Origin of the sequence: Alicycliphilus denitrificans K601, assembly GCF_000204645.1 — a bacterium.
GTDB lineage: Bacteria > Pseudomonadota > Gammaproteobacteria > Burkholderiales > Burkholderiaceae_C > Alicycliphilus > Alicycliphilus denitrificans.
Map to the genome: position 1 here is coordinate 3,285,743 of NC_015422.1, position 18,141 is coordinate 3,303,883.

The window sequence follows — 18,141 nt, forward strand, 5'->3', positions numbered from 1 at the left end:
CGCCCTCAGGCCACCGCGACGGATTGGACCAGCCCCATCTCGGCGCTGCTGAGCAGCGATTCGATGTCCATCACGATCAGCATGCGCTTGTCCACCGTGGCGATGCCGCGCACGAACGCGGCGTCCACCTGCCCCTGGAACTGCGGCGCGGGCTTGATGGCGTCGGCCGGCAGGGCCACCACGTCGGCCACCGCGTCCACCACCGCGCCAAGCACGGTGCCGCCCACGTTGAGGATGATGACCACGGTGAAGTCGGTGTATTCGGCCGTCGCGCAGTGCAGCTTCAGGCGCAGGTCGACGATGGGCACGATGACGCCGCGCAGGTCGATTACGCCCTTGATGAACTCCGGCGCATGGGCCATGCGCGTGGGCTGTTCGTAGGAGCGGATCTCCTGCACGCGCAGGATGTCGATGCCGTATTCCTCCTGGCCCAGGCGGAAGGTCAGGAACTCCGCCGCGGCGCTGGCGGCGGCACTGCCGGTGGAAGGACGCTGGGCGGCAGAGGACAGCATGGCAACTCCTTGGGAAATGAATCTTGGGCAACTCGAGTGCGCGCGCCGGCCCCGCGCCGGCATCCGTGCTCGATACCTCGCCAGCATAGCAGTTCGCGGTTACTTATTCTGACATTTGACGTTATCCGCACACAAAAAAGCCTGCTGGCTGGTTGCGAGCAGGCTTTCATGCAACCGGCAGCCAGGGCGGCTGCGGCGGGCTCAGAGGCTCTTCTTGTAGTTCTCGACGCCGTCCAGCACCTCCTTGTTCGCGGCGTCCACGCCTTCCCAGCCCAGCACCTTGACCCACTTGCCCTCTTCCAGGTCCTTGTAGTGCTCGAAGAAATGGCTGATGGCCTTCAGGCGCATGGGGTTCACATCCTGCACGGACTTCCAGTTCTCGTACATCTTCAGGATCTTGGTGGTGGGCACCGCCAGCACCTTGCCGTCCACGCCGGCCTCATCCTCCATTTTGAGGATGCCCAGGGCGCGGCAGGGCACGACCACGCCGGGATGCAACGGGTAGGGCGTGATGACCAGCACGTCCACCGGGTCGCCGTCGCCCGACAGGGTCTGGGGTACGTAGCCGTAGTTGCAAGGGTAGTACATGGCCGTGGTCAGGAAGCGGTCCACGAAGACGGCGCCGGACTCCTTGTCCACCTCGTACTTCACGGGATCGGATTCCGCGGGGATCTCGATCACCACGTTGAAGGCTTCGGGAATGTTCTTGCCAGGCTTGACGTTGTTCAGAGACATGGTTGGGGGTCTAGGTGTGAATTACGGGGCGGATTTTAGGCGCTCGCCCCTTGCTGCTTGCTTGCAACGCCGGGTTTGGCGTTAAATGCCCCTGTTGGCCAATCGTCTCCCGGAACCGGGCACGAGGAAGCAACGCTGGGCAAGCCCTTCGCCTGCGTTGTGCTTCCCAATCCGTGTAACCAAGAACCCATTCCATGTTCTGAGGAGATCGAGAATGACCGAACCGTCGGCGCTGACGTCCCCGCTCATACTGGCCCTGGCGTGCGGCCTGATTGCCGTGGTCTACGGCATCTGGGCGCGCAGCTGGATTCTGGCCAAGGACCAGGGCAACGCCCGCATGCAGGAGATTGCCGCAGCCATCCAGACCGGAGCGGCCGCCTATCTGGCGCGGCAATACAAGACCATTTCCCTGGTGGGCATCGTGCTGGCCGTGCTCATCGGCGTGTTCCTCGACGTCAACACGGCCGTGGGCTTCGTCATCGGCGCCGTGCTCTCGGGCGCCTGCGGCTTCATCGGCATGAACGTCTCGGTGCGCGCCAACGTGCGCACGGCGCAGGCGGCCACGCAGGGCATGGGGCCAGCGCTCCAAGTCGCCTTCCGCGGCGGCGCCATCACCGGCATGCTGGTGGTGGGTCTGGGCTTGCTCGGGGTGACGGCGTTCGCCTGGTTCCTGGTGGGCAACGGCCGGCTCACCCCCACGGCCAATCTGCCAGCGCTGCTCAACCCGCTGATCGGCTTCGCGTTCGGCTCGTCGCTGATCTCCATCTTCGCGCGGCTGGGCGGCGGCATCTTCACCAAGGGCGCCGACGTGGGCGCCGACCTCGTGGGCAAGGTGGAGGCCGGCATCCCCGAGGACGACCCGCGCAACCCCGCCGTGATCGCCGACAACGTGGGCGACAACGTAGGCGACTGCGCCGGCATGGCGGCCGACCTGTTCGAGACCTACGCCGTGACGCTCATCGCCACCATGGTGCTGGGCGCGCTGCTGGTGGGCGCGGCGCCCGTGGCGGCCGTGGCCTATCCGCTGGCGCTGGGCGCGGTGTCCATCGTCGCGTCCATCATCGGCTGCTTCTTCGTCAAGGCCAGCCCCGGCATGAAGAACGTGATGCCGGCGCTGTACCGTGGCCTGGCGATCGCGGGCGTGCTGTCGCTGGTCGCGTTCTGGTTCGTCACGGCCTGGGTGGTTCCCGACAACGCCCTGGGCGGCACGGGCGCGCAGGCGCGACTGTTCGGCGCCTGCGCCACGGGGCTGGTGCTCACGGCCGCGCTGGTGTGGATCACCGAGTTCTACACCGGCACGCAGTATTCGCCCGTGCGCCACATCGCCCAGGCCTCCACCACGGGCCACGGCACCAACATCATCGCGGGGCTGGGCGTGTCCATGCGCTCCACGGCCTGGCCGGTGCTCTTCGTGTGCGTGGCCATCATCGTGTCGTACATGCTGGCCGGCCTGTACGGCGTGGCCGTGGCCGCCATGTCCATGCTCTCCATGGCGGGCATCGTGGTGGCACTGGACGCCTACGGCCCCATCACCGACAACGCCGGCGGCATCGCCGAGATGGCCGAACTGCCCAGCAGCGTGCGCGACATCACCGACCCGCTGGACGCCGTGGGCAACACCACCAAGGCCGTCACCAAGGGCTACGCCATCGGCTCGGCGGGCCTGGCGGCGCTGGTGCTGTTCGCCGACTACACGCACAAGCTGGAGAGCTACGGCCAGGCGATCCGCTTCGATCTGTCCGACCCCATGGTCATCGTGGGCCTGTTCATCGGCGGCCTGATCCCCTACCTGTTCGGTGCCATGGCCATGGAGGCCGTGGGCCGCGCGGCCGGCAGCGTGGTGGTGGAGGTGCGCCGCCAGTTCGCCGAGATCAAGGGCATCATGGAAGGCACGGCCAAGCCCGAGTACGGCCGCGCCGTGGACATGCTGACCAGCGCCGCAATCAAGGAGATGATCGTCCCCAGCCTGCTGCCCGTGGCCGTGCCCATCGTCGTGGGCCTGGCGCTGGGCCCGAAGGCGCTCGGCGGGCTGCTCATGGGCACCATCGTCACCGGGCTGTTCGTGGCCATCAGCATGTGCACCGGCGGCGGCGCCTGGGACAACGCCAAGAAGTACATCGAGGACGGCAACCACGGCGGCAAGGGCAGCGAGGCGCACAAGGCCGCCGTGACCGGCGACACCGTGGGCGACCCCTACAAGGACACGGCCGGCCCGGCGGTGAACCCGCTCATCAAGATCATCAACATCGTGGCGCTGCTCATCGTGCCGCTGGTGGTGAAGTTCCACGCGGGCTGAAGTCTTACTATCAAAAGCGAAGCTGCCAGCGCCCATTAAATGGGCGCTGGCAGCTTTTTTCATATACAAGCCAGCGCGGGCGGCGACTCCCCGTCTCGCAGAAGAAGAAGGCACGGCCCAACCGGCCCCTGCACGCCGCGCGCACCTGCCGCACAATAGGCCGCATGCAGCTCCACTACATCGCCAACGCGGGCGTGGCCTCGGCCTCGGGCCGCACCATCGCCGTTATCGACCCCTCCGACGGTCAGCCCTATGACGAGATCCAGCGCGGAACGGCCGAGGACATAGACGCCGCCGTGCGGGCCGCGCAGCAGTGCTACGACACCGTCTGGCGCAAGCTGGCCCCGGCCGAGCGCGGACGGCTGCTGCAGCGCCTGTCGGCCAAGATCACCGAGCATGCCGAGGAGCTCGCCGCCATCGAGCAGCGCGACTGCGGCAAGCCCACGCGCCAGGCGCGTGCCGACGCCGCCGCCCTGGCGCGCTACTTCGAGTTCTACGCCGGCGCCTGCGACAAGCTGCATGGCGAGACCATCCCCTACCAGGATGGCTTCAGCGTGTTGACCTGGCGCGAGCCCCATGGCGTGACCGGCCACATCGTGCCCTGGAACTACCCCATGCAGATCTTCGGCCGCTGCGTGGGCGCGGCCCTGGCCGCGGGCAACGTGTGCGTGGTCAAGCCGGCCGAGGATGCCTGCCTGTCACTGCTGCGCGTGGCCCAGCTCGCGGCCGAGGCGGGCTTTCCCGCGGGCGCGCTCAACATCGTGACCGGCTACGGGCACGAGGTGGGCGACGCGCTGGCGCGCCACCCGGGCATACACCACATCAGCTTCACCGGCAGCCCCAAGGTGGGCACGCTGATCCAGCAGGCCGCCGCCGAGCGCCACTGCCCCGTGACGCTGGAGCTGGGCGGCAAGAGCCCGCAGATCATCTTCGCCGACGCCGACCTGGACGCCGCCGTGCCCGTGGTCATCAACGCCATCGTGCAGAACGCCGGCCAGACCTGCTCGGCCGGCTCGCGCGTGCTCATCGACTCGCTCATCTACGAACCCCTGCTGGAGCGCCTGGGCCAGGCCTTCGAGAAGCTCCGCGTGGGCCCCGCCGCCATGGACCTGGACGTGGGCCCGCTGATCCGCCAGACGCAGCAGCAGCGCGTGTGGGACTTCCTGTCGGACGCGCAGGTGGCCGGCATCCCCATGGTGGCCCAGGGCGTGGTGGTGGATGAAGCCCCCGAGACCGGCTACTACCAGGCCCCCACCCTGCTGCGCGACGTGCCCGTAGGCCACCGGCTAGCGCAGGAAGAGGTCTTCGGCCCCGTGCTCTCGGCCATGGCCTTTCAGGACGAGGACCACGCGGTGGAGCTGGCCAACGCCACGCAGTTCGGCTTGGTGGCCGGCATCTGGACGCGCGACGGCGCGCGCCAGTTCCGCATGGCGCGACGCGTCGCCAGCGGCCAAGTATTCATCAACAACTACGGCGCCGGCGGCGGCGTGGAGCTGCCGTTCGGCGGCGTCAAGTCGAGCGGCCACGGCCGCGAGAAGGGCTTTGAGGCGCTCTACGGCTTCACCACGCTCAAGACCGTCGCCATCCGCCACGGCTGATCCCGCCCCATGCCCCTGTCTCCCCCAGCACCCCGCACCGCCAGACACATCCGCCGCATCACCTACCAGGGCTTCGAACGCGAGGACGGTCTCTGGGACATCGAAGGCGAGCTGCACGACAGCAAGACGCACGATCTGCCGTCGCGGCGCAACCCCGGCAGGACGCGCCGCGCCGGCGAGCCCATACACCACATGTGGCTGCGCGTGACGGTGGACCGCAACCTGGTCGTGCAGGCCATCGAATCTGCCATGGACGACCATCCCCTGGCCGGCTGCCCCCAGGCCCAGCGCGCCCTGCAGGCCATGGTGGGCTGCAGCATGACGCGCGGCTGGCGCCAGTCCATCCAGATCCACCTGGGCGGCGTGGCCAGCTGCACCCACCTGCGCGAACTGCTGTTCAACCTGGCCACGGCCACGTTCCAGAGCGTCGAATCGGCATTCCAGAGCCAGGGCGACGAGCCGCCGCGCCACCTGGGCCAGTGCACGGGCTGGGACTTTCACGGCCAGGCCGTGAAGGAACACTACCCGCAGTTCTACGGCCACACGCCGCAGCTCCTGAAAAAATAGCTATCAGCGCTTGATAAACAAGCGCTGATGGCCTTTTTCGCTCAAAGATCAGCCCAACAGATCCCGCAGGGCCGCCTCGTACAGCGCGGTGAGGCCGTCCATCACCTCCAGCAGGCGCTCGCTGGTGGTGGCCACCTCCTCCAGCCCGCGGCCGTCGGGCTGGCGCTTGAGGGCGGCATCGAAGAACAGCCACTGCGCCTGGCCCAGCTCCAGCGCCGAGCGGATGGCGGGCGTGGAGATGGGCGCCTCGCTCAGCCGCGCCATGGCGCGCTGGAACTCGTCGGCGTCGCCCGCCAGCTGTTCGCGCACCGTGCGGCCGTCCAGCCCCGCGGCCGCCAGCTCGTAGTTCTTGGCCATGCGCTGCGAGAGCATGCGCTGGCGGCCCGCGGTGTTCACCAGCCGCGCCGTGGGGACCTGAGCCTGGCGTTCCAGGGCCTGCGTGGCGGTGTCGGCAAGCGCGAGCATCTGGTCGGCCTGCGCCGACACGGCCTGGAAGACACTCCTGGAGGGCGCCTGCTCCGCCAGCGCATTCAGGCGGTCCGCGCTGCGGCGCACGTCCGCCAGCAGGCGCGCCACCTCGGGCGGCCAGCCCGGGTGCGCCATGTCCTCGAAGCCCGAGCGCACCTGGCGCCGCGTGTGCTCGAGCACGTCGCGGGCGCGCACCGGCCTCACGTTCAGGTACAGCTGGCCATAGGCCTTGGCCATGCGCTGCGACAAGGCCCGAAAGCGCGCCGTGCGGTTGATGGCCGTGGCCAGCGCCATGCGCGCCTGCGCCGACAGCGGCAGCGCAGGCGCCAGCAGGCCGGTGCCCAGCACGCGCAGCGCCAAGCGGCGGTCACGGCGGCGGCAGGCCGCGGAGGACGGGACGGGAAGGAAGCAGGTATCGCGCATGGGCCGGATTCTCCGGCCGGCGCGGCGCGCCGCCACTGACGCCGCTCAAACGACGGCCTGTGCGCGGCGCCATCGCCAATTGATCGGCGTCAATTTTCACGCCCGTACGCATACCCCTACGCCCCCCATGGGGCACAATTTGGCCATGGCTGAACGTGTCATTCCTCTCGTGGACCACCGCAGCAGGCCGCTGCGGCCCGCCGTGCCGGCGACCGCCGCCGCGGCCGCCATGCCCGCCACGGGAGAGCTGTACGACACGCGCGCGCGGCCGCTGCGCGACCTGCGCATCAGCGTGACCGACCGCTGCAACTTCCGCTGCAGCTACTGCATGCCCAAGGAAGTGTTCGACAAGCACTACCGCTACCTGCCGCACAGCGACCTGCTGAGCTTCGAGGAGATCACGCGGCTGGCGCGGCTGTTCATGGCGCACGGGGTGCACAAGATCCGCCTGACGGGCGGCGAGCCGCTGCTGCGCAAGGACCTGGAGCTGCTGGTCGAACAGCTGGCCGGGCTGCGCACCACCGAGGGTCGCGTGCCCGACCTCACGCTCACCACCAACGGCTCGCTGCTGGCGCGCAAGGCGCGCGCGCTCAAGGCCGCGGGCCTGCAGCGCGTCACCGTCAGCCTGGACAGCCTGGACGACGCCGTGTTCCGCCGCATGAACGACGTGGACTTCCCCGTGGCCGAGGTGCTGGCCGGCATCGAGGCCGCGCAGGCCGCGGGCTTCGGCACCATCAAGGTCAACATGGTGGTCAAGCGCGGCACCAACGATCACGAGATCCTGCGCATGGCGCGGCACTTCCGCGGCACCGGCATCACGCTGCGCTTCATCGAGTTCATGGACGTGGGCGCCACCAACGGCTGGCGCATGGACCAGGTCGTGCCGTCGCGCGAGGTCATCGCGCGCCTGCAGTCCGAACTGCCGCTGGTGCCGCTCTCGCCCACCGCCGTGGGCGAGACCGCGCAGCGCTGGGGCTACGCGGGCGCCGACGGCCGCCACGACCCGTCGCTGGGCGAGGTGGGCGTGATCGGCAGCGTTACCCAGGCCTTCTGCGGCGACTGCAACCGCGCCCGCCTGTCCATGGAGGGGCGTCTGTACCTGTGCCTGTTCGCCACCCAGGGCTGGGACCTGCGCAGCCTGCTGCGTAGCGACGCCAGCGACGCGCAGATCAGCGCCGCCATCGCCCACATCTGGCAGGGCCGCGGCGACCGCTATTCCGAGCTGCGCGCCAGCCTGCCGCCCGACCAGGGCGAGGAGCGCGGGCGGCGCATAGAAATGAGCTACATCGGTGGCTGACCAATGATCGACACCCACGACATCACGGGCCTCATCCTCGCCGGCGGCCGCGGCTCGCGCATGGGCGGCGTGGACAAGGGCCTGCAGAACTTTCGCGGCATGCCGCTGGCGCTGCACGCACTCATGCGGCTCTCACCCCAGGTGGGCAGCGTGATGATCAACGCCAACCGCAACCTGTCGGCCTACGAATCGTTCGGCATGCCCGTCTGGCCCGACGGCTTGGCCGACTATGCCGGCCCGCTGGCAGGCTTCCTCTGCGGGCTGGAGCGCTGCGAGACCCCCTGGCTGCTCACCGTGCCCTGCGACACGCCGCTGTTCCCGGCCGATCTGGCCAGCCGCCTGGCCGCCGCCGCAGCGATCCAGGGCGCCGACATCGCCATGGCCTCGGCCCCCGAGCAGGAGGACGACGGCAGCACGCGCGTGCGCACCCAGCCGGTGTTCTGCCTGCTGCGCGTGAGCCTGCTGGAGAGCCTGATGCGCTTCACCCAGGAGGGCGGGCGCAAGATCGACCGCTGGACCGCGCAGCACCCCTGCGCCATCGTGGCCTTCGACCAGCCTGGCGACGACCCGCTGGCCTTCCGCAACGCCAACACCCTGGCCGAGCTGCACGCGCTGGAGGGCCAGGGGTCGCCATGACGCGGGAGCCTGCCGCCGCCCCGCGCATCACCGTCCTGGCAGCCGCGCACGCACCGGCCTACAAGGCGCTGCGCGACGAGGCCCTGCGCTGCGCCCCCGAGGCCTTCACCAGCGACTACGCCACGGCCGTGCAGCGGCCGGCCCAGTCCTACGCGCCGCGCCTGTCCATGCCCGCGGACGAAGGCTTTTTCCTGGGCGCGTGGGATGCGGACGGCGCGCTGCTGGGCAGCATCGGCTGCCAGCGCGAGGAACGGGCGCAGCAGCGCCACATGGCCACCGTGGTCGCCATGATGGTGGCGCCGCAGGCGCAGCGCCGCGGCATCGGCCGGCAGCTGCTGCGCGCCTGCCTGGCGCAGGCCGAGCGCATGGCCGGCCTGGAGCAGCTGGTGCTTACGGTCACGGCCGGCAACGCGCACGCCGTGCGCCTGTACCAGCGCGCGGGCTTCACGCCCTACGGCCTGCTGCCGCGGGCCATCGTGGTGGCGGGCGTGGGCCACGACAAGCTGCACATGCTGCGGCTCCTTCCCTCATCGCCCCTGTGGCAACCCATTGCACCCCATGAAGACCATTGACCAGATCGCCGCCGAACTGCAGGGCTACGACCCGCAGGCGCTGCGCGCGGCCGACGTGAACGCCTTCCTGCAGCGCCTCGTGGCGCCCGTCGCCGAGGCCGAGGAGGTCGGCATCTTCGACGCCCTGGGCCGCGTGCTGGCGCGCGACGTGGTCTCGCCCATCAGCGTGCCACCACACGACAACTCGGCCATGGACGGCTATGCCTTCGACGGCGCGCAGCTCGCGTCCGGCCACGCGCTGCTGCTGCGCCCCGTGGGCCCCACGGCCTTCGCCGGCGCGGCCTGGACGGGCCGGGTGGGCGCGGGCGAATGCGTGAAGATCATGACCGGCGCCATCATGCCCGCGGGGCTGGACACGGTGGTGCCGCAGGAACTCACCAGCGCCGGGCCGGACGGCACCATCCATATCGCCGCCAGCGTGCTGCGCCGCGGGGACAACCGGCGCCTGCTCGGCGAAGACCTCATGCAGGGTTGCGTGGCGCTCTCGAAAGGCGAGCTGCTCACGCCTGCCGCCATTGGCCTGGTGGCCAGCCTGGGCCTCAAGACGGTCACCGTCCACCGGCGCCTGCGCGTGGCCTACTTCTCCACCGGCGACGAGATCCTGAGCCTGGGCGAACCGCCGCGCGAGGGCGCGGTGTACGACAGCAACCGCTACACCGTCTTCGGCCTGCTCACGCGGCTGGGCGTACAGGTGATCGACCTGGGCGTGGTGCGCGACGACCCCGCGCTGCTGGAGGCCGCCTTTCGCCGCGCGGCCGCCGAGGCCGACGCCATCATCACCAGCGGCGGCGTGAGCGTGGGCGAGGCCGACCACACGCGCACCATGATGCGGCAGCTGGGCGACGTGGCCTTCTGGCGCATCGCCATGCGCCCGGGCCGGCCCATGGCCGTGGGGCGCATCCGATCGGAATTGCAAGGAAAAACGGCCTCCAACGACCACCAGCCAAGCGTCAGCAGCTATCAAAACGAAAGTACCCATGGCGCAGCGGGCGGCAGCGTGCTGTTCGGCCTCCCAGGCAACCCGGTGGCGGTGATGGTCACCTTTCTGGCCTTCGTGCGCCCCGCCCTGCTGCGCATGATGGGCTGCACGCGAGCCGCGCCGCCGCTGCTGCGCGCCACCAGCGCCGAGCCCATGCGCAAGAAGGCGGGCCGCACCGAATACCAGCGCGGCCTGGTCACCCAGGCGGCCGACGGCACGCTGCAGGTGCGCACCACGGGCAACCAGGGCTCGGGCGTGCTCAGCTCCATGGTGCAGGCCAACGGCCTGATCGTGCTGCACCACGAGCAAGGCAACGTGGCCGCGGGCGACATGGTGGACGTGATGATGTTCGACGGAGTGATCTGACATGCCTTTTGCCGCCACCCATCTCACCCAGCCGCCCACGCGCGAAGCCGTTGACCAGTTGCAAGGCCCCGCCGTGCTCGAATTCGGCACGCCCTGGTGCGGCCATTGCCAGCGCGCCCAGCCGCTCATCGAGCAGGCCCTCAAGGACCAGGCCGGCGTGCAGCACCTCAAGGTCGAGGACGGCCCTGGCCGCCCCCTGGGCCGCAGCTACCGCGTCAAGCTCTGGCCCACGCTCATCTTTCTGCGCAACGGCCAGGAGGCGGCCCGCCTAGTGCGCCCGCAGACGGCGCGCGAGATCGAGGAGGCGCTGCGAGGCATTGCGCCATGACGCCCCTCGCCGAACCGGATCTGCGCCGCCTCGCAGCCGAAGCCGCGGCGCGGCCGCGCTGCGCCGACTGCGCCGGCCTGCAAAGACCGGGCTGGGAATCGATCTCGGGCGCGACGAATACCGCGCACCTCGAATGCCTGGGGCCGCTGGGCACCGAGGCCGACTGGGACCGGCTGGACGAATACCACCCGCACGGCACGAACCTCTGGTCGCCCGACGCGCCCATCGCCCTGGGCTGGCACCCGTACACCCGCTGCGCGCTGTGGCGCTGCCCGCGCTGCGCGGGAGCCTATCTGCGCTATACGGAATATGGCGGCTATTACGAGGAGGAGCGCATCCGGCCTCTGCGCTCCGAGCTGATCGCGAGCCTCAATCCACCTTGACACCCGTCTGGTCGGCCAGCGACTTCCAGAAAGGGATTTCTTCCTGCACGAACCTGGCGAACCTGGCGAACCCGGCAACGTCCAGGTCGGACGCCCGGGAGTCGAGCTTGCGCAGGCTCTCCACGATCTCGGGCGACTTCACCACCTGCCGCAGGCCGGCATTGAGCCGCGCGACGAGGGCGTCCGGCGTTTTCGCGGGCACGAACACGCCGTACCAGTTGGTCGCGACGAACTTTGGGTGCCCCAGCTCCTTCATCGTCGGCACCGTGGACAAGACGTTCGAGCGCGCCGCGCCGGTGGTGGCAAGCGCCTTCACCTTGCCCCCCGCGACGTGCGGCGCGATGGCGCTGGTGCCCTCGAACGCGAAGGCGACGTGGCCGGCGATCACGTCCTGGATGGCCGGCCCGGAGCCCTTGTAGGGGATGTGCTCGGCCTGCAGGCCGAACTCGATCTTCATCATCTCGGTGAGCAGCTGGTGGGTGCTGCCGCTGCCCGGCGACGCGTAGGAATACTTGCCCGGGTTCTTGCGCAGCAGCGCGATGAATTCATCGAAGGTTTTGACGGGCAGGTTCGCGTTGACGTACAGCACCATAGGCACGGCCGCCGCCTCGGCTACGGGCTTGAGGTATTCGACCGGGTCGTGGGTCAGCTTGTACAGGTTGCGGCTGACCACGATGTTGGAGCTGTTGCCCAGCAGCCAGGTGCAGCCGTCGCTCTCGGCCGCGCTGACCTGGGCGGTGCCGATGTTGCCCACCGCGCCGGCCTTGTTCTCGACGACGACGGTGGTGTCCAGCAGCTTGTTCATGCCCGGCACCAGCATGCGGGCCAGCAGGTCGCTGGAGCCGCCCGGCGGATAGGGGACGACGAACTTGACGATCTTGCAGGGGAAGGCCGCGGAGGCCTGGGCGAAGGCCGCGCCGCTGGCGGCCGCGGCCAGCAGGGCGCACGCGAGGGAAATGCGGCGAGGGCACATGTTTGTCTCCTGGATGGAAATTTGAGTGAAACAGCCCCTAGCGCCCGTCCATCGGACGTAAGCAGCTATCACTTTTGAGTTATTTCTGCGAAACGGCGATCGCCTCGAATTCCTTGTCGTGCATCACCTCCTCGACGGAGCGTCCGGCGATGACCGCCTGCACCATGCCGTCCTGGCGGCGCGCGATGCGCTCGCCCAGGTCCAGCACTTCCCCAATGCACGCGGCGGGCACGAAGACCGTGCCGCAGCGGTCGGCGATGACATAGTCGTCCTGCGCCACCCGCACGCCAGCCATCGTGACCGGCTCTCCGGACGAGACCTGCACGGCGCGGTTGCGCGCGCTGATCATGGTGATGCCGCGCCCGTAGACGGGGTAGCCGATGGCTTCGCTGCCCTCGATGTCGCGGCTGCAGCCGTCGATCACCGTGCCGCGGATGCCCTTGGCCTTGGCCGCGTTGGCCACGATGTCGCCCCAGCACGAGATGCCTTCCAGGCCGCCGGCAATGACGAGGATACGGTCGCAGCCTTTGCTGGCGGCGATCACCGGCGTGATGGGGTGCACGGTGGCGCCGCCGCCGGTCTTGGGTGCGAACTGCAGCGTGGAGGCCCGGCCCACGATCCTGGGACAGTTCCACAGCGGCCGGATACCGAAGGTGGCGCCGGGCAGGCCAAAGAAATCGAGAGCGTCGGACACGGTATTCGAGTCCAGCGCCTGCAGGCGGGCGAGGTGTGCCTCCACGTGGGCGGTATCGGTCATCGTCTTGTCCTTGAAAGGTCTGGGAGAAAACGGGGCTATGGGGCCTGGAAGGTTTCCATGGGCAGGTCGCTGGGGTGCGCCCACAGGCGCTGCAGCGATTCGGGCGGCGCCATGTCCAGCGCCACGCCGCGCGGCGGAATCGGCGCCTGGAACCATTTCTTCCACAGGACCTGCATCTCGCCGCTGGCCAGCAGCTTGCGAATGGTCACGTCCACCGCGCGCTTGAAGCCGGGGTCGTCCTTGCGCACCATGATCGCGATGGGCTCGGCGTTGAGCACCTCGCCCACGACGGAAAAGGCGGAGGACTGGCGCGCGTTGGCGATGGATGCACGCAGCACGCCCTGGTCGAGCACCCACGCATCGGCCCTGCCCGACTCCAGCAGCAGGAAGCTGTCCGCGTGGTCCTTGCCCAGCGACACGTCCTTGAGCTCCAACCCCAGCTCGCGCACCTTGCGGCGCAGGTGCTGCACGGAGGTCGTGCCCGTGGTCGCCACCACGACCTTGCCTGCCAGGTCGCGCACCGACCGGATGCCGGAATCGGCGCGCACGGCCAGCCGCACCTCCTCGACGTAGGTCGTGAGCGCGAACGCCACCTCCTTCTGCCGCGCCTGCGTGTTCGTGGTGGAGCCGCATTCGATGTCGATCGTGCCGTTGGCCACGAGCGGGATACGGTTCTGCGACGTGACCAACTGGTACCGGGTCTCCAGCCGCGCCAGGCCCAGTTGCGCCTGCACGTCCTCCAGCACCTTGCGGCAGATGTCGACGTGGAACCCGATGGGCGCGCCATCGGCCCCGGCGTAGGACAGCGGAATCGAGCTATCGCGCACGCCCATGGTGACGGCGCCCGAGGCCTTGATCTTCTCCAGGGTCTGCGCTTGCACCGGCACGTGCAGGAAGCCCTGCGCCACGAGGGCGCAGGCTGCGAGGTATTTCTTCATGGCCTTGTCTCCATGACCTGCCAGCAGGTCGCGTGTCGTTAAGGGTGTGGCTCCTCTCCCGGCGGCAGGTGCCATGCCGGGAGCCACGCCGACTGTCCACGCCGGGAGCGCCGCCGTAAATTCCGTTTTACGGAATGCTGTGATACGCGAAGGCTATGGCCTGGGTGTACGGCCCTGGCGGCCCTGTGCGCGCAGCCAGTCCACGGCCTCGTCCACCATCGGATGATGCCGGCGCGTGTTCCACGCGGCGGCGGCCGTGATCACCATGACCTTTTCCTTCAGCGGCCGCACCACCACGTTGGCGGGCGCCAGCTTGCGCATGGACGCGGGCACCAGCGCCACGCCCTGGCCGCAGCCCACGTAGGCGATCTGCGAGGTGACGGAGCGCACCTCGTGCAGCACGCGCGGAGAAAAGCCCTGCGTGCGGCAGATGTTGACGAGCAGGTCGAAATACGCCGGGGCGACCTGCCGGGCCGGCATCACCCACTGCTCCTCGGCCAGCGACTTCAGCCGCACGCGCGGCTGCGCCGCCAATGCATGGTCGTGGGACGTCGCGACCGCCAGCCGGTCCTCCATGAGCGGGAGCACGGCGATGCCGCCGCTGCTCACCTCGCCGTCGATGCGCACGAAGGCCAGGTCCAGCTCGCCCGCCTCCAGGCCGGAGATGGCGTCCACGCTGTCGATCTCGCGCACGAACACCGTCAGGCGCGGATGCGTGCGCCGCAGATGGTCGAGCAGCGGCGGCACCGTGTCGAGCATGGCCGACGTGATGGCGCCCACGTGCAGCACGCCCGACTGCCCGGCCGCCACCTCGCGCACCACGCGCTCCAGGTGCTCCACCTGTCGAGCGAACTGGCGCACCGCCGGCAGGATGGCCGCGCCCGCGGGGCTGAGCTGCGTGCCGCGCCGCGAGCGCTCGAACAACTGCAGCCGCAGCGAGTGCTCCAGAACCTTGATCTGCTCGGTCAGCGGCGGCTGCGACATGGCCAGCCGCGCGGCCGCGCGCCCGAAGTTCTGCTCCTCGGCCACGGCCAGAAACATCCAGAGTTGGCGGATCAGGCGAAAGTCGATGGTGCTCATGGGGTGCTCTCCTCGCGGCGATTGTGGCGGGCTCCGCTCATCCGCAAACGGTATCACCCAGATAGGTTCATCGTATTTCAACTATCAGCATGGCCGCGCCATGATGCCCCCATCCATCCACACGAAGGCCGCTTGACGATGAACCGACATATGCACGCACAGGACCAGGAACTGGTCGCCCTCTTCGACGGCCTGGACACGCCGGGCGTCTCCGACGCCATGGACAAGCTGGGCCTGCACGGCCAGGCGCTGGGCATCATGCCGCTGGCCAACTACGCCAGGGCCGTGGCGGGCCCGGCCTTCACCGTCAAGTACGTGCCCTCAAGCAACCCGCCCGGCACGGTGGGCGACTTCATCGACGATGTGGCGCCCGGCGACGTGATCGTGATCGACAACGACGGCCGTACCGACTGCACCGTCTGGGGCGACATCATGACCCAGTACGCGGGCCTGCGCGGCATCGCGGCCACGGTGATCGACGGCGTATGCCGCGACGTGGGCAAGGCGCTGGGCGACGGCTACCCCATGTTCACCGCCGGCCGCTTCATGCGCACGGGCAAGGACCGCGTGCAGGTCGAAACGGTGAACGGCACCGTGGCCATCGGCACCGTGCGCGTGGCCGCGCGCGACATCGTGGTGGCCGATGCAAACGGCGTGGTCGTCGTTCCGCGCGGCCACGCCCGAGAGGTGGCCGAGACCGCCCGCAGGATCGAGGAAACCGAATCGCGCATCCGCGAACAGATCGTGCAGGGCAAGACCCTGGGCGAAGCGCGCGCCGCGCTGGGCTACCACAAGCTGCAGGCCAAGGAGTGAGCGCCATGGCCTACAGCGCCGCGCAACTGGAGCAGGCCCGCAAGCTGGGCACGTCCACACTGTTCGAGGCCTCGGGCTTGGCCACCGGCGCCGCCAACGCGGCCATCCGCCCCGTGTGGGCCGGAGCATCGATCGCCGGGCCGGCCTATCCGCTCGAATGCTCGCCGGGGGACAACCTGGCCATCCACATCGCGATGGAGAAGGCGCCGCGCGGCAGCATCCTTGTCATCTCCACCGGCGGCTTCGTCGCGGGCTACTGGGGCGAAGTGCTGACGGTGGCGGCCGAGGCGGCGGGCATCGCGGGCCTGGTCATCGACGGCGGCGTGCGCGACGTCGCGGCGCTCACCAGCCGGCGCTTCGCGGTGTTCACGCGCGGCATCTCGATGCGCGGCACCATCAAGGCCAGCGCGCCTTCCGTCGGCCAGCCCATCAGCCTCACCGGCACGCCCGTAGCACCGGGTGATCTGGTGGTTGCCGACGACGACGGCGTGCTGGTCATTCCGGCCGCGCACGTCGAGCACGCCTTGGCGAACGGCCAGGCCCGTGCGGACAAGGAAGCCCGCATGATGGAAGCGCTGGCGCAAGGCAAATCCACGCTGGAACTCATGGGCCTGACGAGCTGGAGACAAGCCCGATGAATGCGTCGGTCCATGCGTTGAACCGCTTCCTGGCCCAAGCCAAGCCTTCGGCCACCTACAAAGTGATGGACCGTGTGGCCGCGCGCCGTTCGGCGGGCGCCCAGGTGATCTCGCTGTGCGCGGGCGAGCCGGACTTCGATACGCCCGGCCATGTGCGCGAGGCCGGCATCGCCGCCATCCGCGCCGGCCATACCCGCTACACGCAGGTGGCCGGGCTGCGCGCCCTGCGCGAAGCGATTGCCGCCAAGTTCCAGCGCGAGAACGGGCTGGAGCTGGACTGGCGCGGCACCCTGGTGTGCAGCGGCGGCAAGCAGGCGATCTTCAACGCGCTGGCCGCCACACTGAACGAGGGCGACGAGGTCATCATGCCCGCGCCGTACTGGGTGAGCTACCCCGAGATCGTGCAGCTGTGCGGCAGCAAGGCCATCACCGTGGCCTGCAATGCCGGGAACGGCTTCAAGCTCACCCCCGCCGCGCTGCAAGCCGCGATCACGCCGCGCACGCGCTGGCTCATCCTCAATTCGCCCTCCAACCCGACGGGCGCGGTCTACAGCCGCGCGGAACTGCAGGCACTGGCCGAGGTGCTGCTCGCGCACCCGCATGTACTGGTGCTGTCCGACGACATATACGAACACCTGATCTTCGACGGCCTGGCGTTCTTCACCATCGCCCAGGTGGAGCCGCGCCTGCGCGAACGCGTGCTGACCATGAACGGCGTTTCCAAGGCCTATGCCATGACCGGCTGGCGCATCGGGTTCTGCACGGGGCCTGGCTGGCTGATCGAAGCCATGGAGAAGCTGCAAGGCCAGCAGACCTCGGGGGCGTGCACCATCTCGCAACATGCGGCGCTGGCCGCGCTGACCGGACCGCAAGACTTCATCCAGCAATCGCGCACAGCCTTCCAGCGGCGGCGCGACATGGTGGTCGAGTCGCTGAACCAGGCGCCAGGCCTGCATTGCGAAGTGCCGCAAGGCGCGTTCTACGCATTCGCCTCCTGCGAGGGCCTGATCGGCAAGACTACCCCCGGGGGCACGCAGCTGGACACGGACGAGGCGGTGGCCACTGCCTTGCTGGGCGAGGCGGGCGTGGCCGCCGTGCACGGCAGCGCCTTTGGCCTGGGGCCCTACCTGCGCGTCGCCTACGCCATCGACGATGCGGCACTGCGCGGCGCCTGCGAGGCAATTCGGCACTTCTGCACCCGCCTGGCGGACTAGCGCTACCGACTTGATAGCTACCAGCGCCTTTCATTTCCAGGTTTTCCATATAAAACTATGTGAAATCCTTTTATGAAAAGCGCTGGCAGCTATCAAATTCGATTACCGTCCCAGCGCCTGCTCCACACCCTTGTTGGCCAGCGCATCGGCACGCTCGTTGCCCGGGTCGCCCGCGTGGCCCTTCACCCAGTGCCATTCGATGCGGTGGCCCGCCTTGTGCGCCAGCTCGTCCAGGCGCTGCCACAGCTCCACGTTCTTGACCGGCTGGCCCGCAGCGGTGCGCCAGCCCTTTTTCTTCCAGCCATGGATCCATTCGGTGATGCCCTGGCGCACGTACTGGCTGTCAAGGTACAGCGCCACCTGGCAGGGGCGCTTGAGCGCCGCCAGCGCCTGGATGACGGCCATCAGCTCCATGCGGTTGTTGGTGGTCCCCAGCTCGCCGCCGAACAGCTCCTTCTCGAGCTCGCCCGAGCGCAGCACCACCCCCCAGCCGCCGGGGCCCGGATTGCCCTTGCACGCACCGTCGGTATAGATCACCACCTGATTCAAAAAAGACTCCTGAAGAAAC

Annotated in this window: 20 protein-coding genes; 12 read left to right on the plus strand and 8 right to left on the minus strand. The window is 69.1% G+C overall.

Translation table 11 applies throughout. The annotated features are described in order from the left end of the window. Positions 1-5: 5 nt before the first annotated feature. A complete protein-coding gene (locus ALIDE2_RS15585; protein WP_013722545.1) occupies positions 6-512 on the minus strand; it encodes a chemotaxis protein CheW in 507 nt (168 codons plus the stop codon). Positions 513-713: 201 nt separating this feature from the next. After that, the gene (gene ppa / locus ALIDE2_RS15590; protein ID WP_013518606.1) at positions 714-1,247 is read right to left on the minus strand and encodes an inorganic diphosphatase; all 534 of its coding nucleotides are present in this window, start codon (positions 1,245-1,247) and stop codon (positions 714-716) included. Positions 1,248-1,461: 214 nt separating this feature from the next. On the opposite strand from ppa, the gene ALIDE2_RS15595 reads away from it, so the two are divergent. The 3 genes from ALIDE2_RS15595 to ALIDE2_RS15605 all read left to right on the plus strand — a co-directional run bounded on the left by ALIDE2_RS15595 (position 1,462) and on the right by ALIDE2_RS15605 (position 5,708). Next, positions 1,462-3,543, plus strand: coding sequence for a sodium-translocating pyrophosphatase (locus ALIDE2_RS15595; RefSeq protein ID WP_013722546.1), 2,082 nt, complete (start codon positions 1,462-1,464; stop codon positions 3,541-3,543). A 164-nt stretch (positions 3,544-3,707) separates the two neighbouring features. Next, positions 3,708-5,141 (plus strand): aldehyde dehydrogenase family protein, encoded by a 1,434-nt coding sequence (locus ALIDE2_RS15600; protein ID WP_013722547.1) that lies wholly within the window; start codon positions 3,708-3,710, stop codon positions 5,139-5,141. Between the two features lie 9 nt (positions 5,142-5,150). Next, the gene (locus tag ALIDE2_RS15605) at positions 5,151-5,708 is read left to right on the plus strand and encodes a DUF2889 domain-containing protein (protein ID WP_013722548.1); all 558 of its coding nucleotides are present in this window, start codon (positions 5,151-5,153) and stop codon (positions 5,706-5,708) included. A gap of 48 nt (positions 5,709-5,756) precedes the next feature. Here ALIDE2_RS15605 and ALIDE2_RS15610 read toward each other — a convergent pair whose 3' ends face one another. Beyond that, positions 5,757-6,599: a type IV pili methyl-accepting chemotaxis transducer N-terminal domain-containing protein gene (locus tag ALIDE2_RS15610; protein ID WP_013722549.1), complete on the minus strand. Its 843-nt coding sequence runs from the start codon at positions 6,597-6,599 to the stop codon at positions 5,757-5,759. Between the two features lie 145 nt (positions 6,600-6,744). Between ALIDE2_RS15610 and moaA the strand changes: the two genes are divergently transcribed. From moaA to ALIDE2_RS15640, 6 genes are read left to right on the plus strand one after another with little or no spacing between them, the layout of a single operon-like run. Further along, entirely contained in the window at positions 6,745-7,896 is a 1,152-nt protein-coding gene (gene moaA / locus ALIDE2_RS15615; protein WP_041701559.1) for a GTP 3',8-cyclase MoaA, read from the plus strand. A gap of 3 nt (positions 7,897-7,899) precedes the next feature. Then, positions 7,900-8,532, plus strand: coding sequence for a molybdenum cofactor guanylyltransferase MobA (gene mobA / locus ALIDE2_RS15620; RefSeq protein ID WP_013518600.1), 633 nt, complete (start codon positions 7,900-7,902; stop codon positions 8,530-8,532). Next, positions 8,529-9,104 (plus strand): GNAT family N-acetyltransferase, encoded by a 576-nt coding sequence (locus tag ALIDE2_RS15625; RefSeq protein ID WP_013518599.1) that lies wholly within the window; start codon positions 8,529-8,531, stop codon positions 9,102-9,104. Before mobA ends, ALIDE2_RS15625 begins: the two co-directional genes overlap by 4 nt. After that, positions 9,091-10,449 (plus strand): molybdopterin molybdotransferase MoeA, encoded by a 1,359-nt coding sequence (moeA, locus tag ALIDE2_RS15630; protein WP_013722550.1) that lies wholly within the window; start codon positions 9,091-9,093, stop codon positions 10,447-10,449. The genes ALIDE2_RS15625 and moeA overlap by 14 nt, the downstream gene beginning before the upstream one ends. 1 nt (position 10,450) lies before the next feature. After that, on the plus strand, positions 10,451-10,777 hold the full coding sequence (locus ALIDE2_RS15635; RefSeq protein ID WP_013518597.1) for a thioredoxin family protein: 327 nt from the start codon (positions 10,451-10,453) through the stop codon (positions 10,775-10,777). Then, entirely contained in the window at positions 10,774-11,160 is a 387-nt protein-coding gene (locus ALIDE2_RS15640; RefSeq protein WP_013722551.1) for a hypothetical protein, read from the plus strand. The genes ALIDE2_RS15635 and ALIDE2_RS15640 overlap by 4 nt, the downstream gene beginning before the upstream one ends. Here the strand turns inward: ALIDE2_RS15640 and ALIDE2_RS15645 are convergent. The 4 genes from ALIDE2_RS15645 to ALIDE2_RS15660 form a co-directional block, all read right to left on the minus strand. Then, on the minus strand, positions 11,147-12,133 hold the full coding sequence (locus ALIDE2_RS15645) for a Bug family tripartite tricarboxylate transporter substrate binding protein (protein WP_013722552.1): 987 nt from the start codon (positions 12,131-12,133) through the stop codon (positions 11,147-11,149). The genes ALIDE2_RS15640 and ALIDE2_RS15645 overlap by 14 nt on opposite strands. A gap of 79 nt (positions 12,134-12,212) precedes the next feature. Next, complete coding sequence (locus ALIDE2_RS15650; protein ID WP_013518594.1) at positions 12,213-12,890, minus strand: RraA family protein; 678 nt, start codon at positions 12,888-12,890, stop codon at positions 12,213-12,215. A gap of 35 nt (positions 12,891-12,925) precedes the next feature. Further along, positions 12,926-13,828 (minus strand): amino acid ABC transporter substrate-binding protein, encoded by a 903-nt coding sequence (locus ALIDE2_RS15655; protein ID WP_013518593.1) that lies wholly within the window; start codon positions 13,826-13,828, stop codon positions 12,926-12,928. 153 nt (positions 13,829-13,981) lie between these two features. After that, positions 13,982-14,908, minus strand: a complete 927-nt coding sequence (locus ALIDE2_RS15660; RefSeq protein ID WP_013518592.1) for a LysR substrate-binding domain-containing protein — start codon at positions 14,906-14,908, stop codon at positions 13,982-13,984. 150 nt (positions 14,909-15,058) lie between these two features. Here ALIDE2_RS15660 and ALIDE2_RS15665 point away from each other — a divergent pair, with 150 nt between their 5' ends. From ALIDE2_RS15665 to ALIDE2_RS15675, 3 genes are read left to right on the plus strand one after another with little or no spacing between them, the layout of a single operon-like run. Next, positions 15,059-15,721, plus strand: a complete 663-nt coding sequence (locus tag ALIDE2_RS15665) for an RraA family protein (RefSeq protein ID WP_174764504.1) — start codon at positions 15,059-15,061, stop codon at positions 15,719-15,721. Positions 15,722-15,726: 5 nt separating this feature from the next. Then, the gene (locus tag ALIDE2_RS15670) at positions 15,727-16,359 is read left to right on the plus strand and encodes an RraA family protein (RefSeq protein WP_013722553.1); all 633 of its coding nucleotides are present in this window, start codon (positions 15,727-15,729) and stop codon (positions 16,357-16,359) included. After that, positions 16,356-17,573, plus strand: a complete 1,218-nt coding sequence (locus tag ALIDE2_RS15675; protein ID WP_013722554.1) for a pyridoxal phosphate-dependent aminotransferase — start codon at positions 16,356-16,358, stop codon at positions 17,571-17,573. The genes ALIDE2_RS15670 and ALIDE2_RS15675 overlap by 4 nt, the downstream gene beginning before the upstream one ends. A 102-nt stretch (positions 17,574-17,675) precedes the next feature. Here the strand turns inward: ALIDE2_RS15675 and rnhA are convergent, their stop codons facing one another. Next, positions 17,676-18,122, minus strand: coding sequence for a ribonuclease HI (gene rnhA, locus ALIDE2_RS15680; RefSeq protein WP_013722555.1), 447 nt, complete (start codon positions 18,120-18,122; stop codon positions 17,676-17,678). Positions 18,123-18,141: the final 19 nt, after the last annotated feature.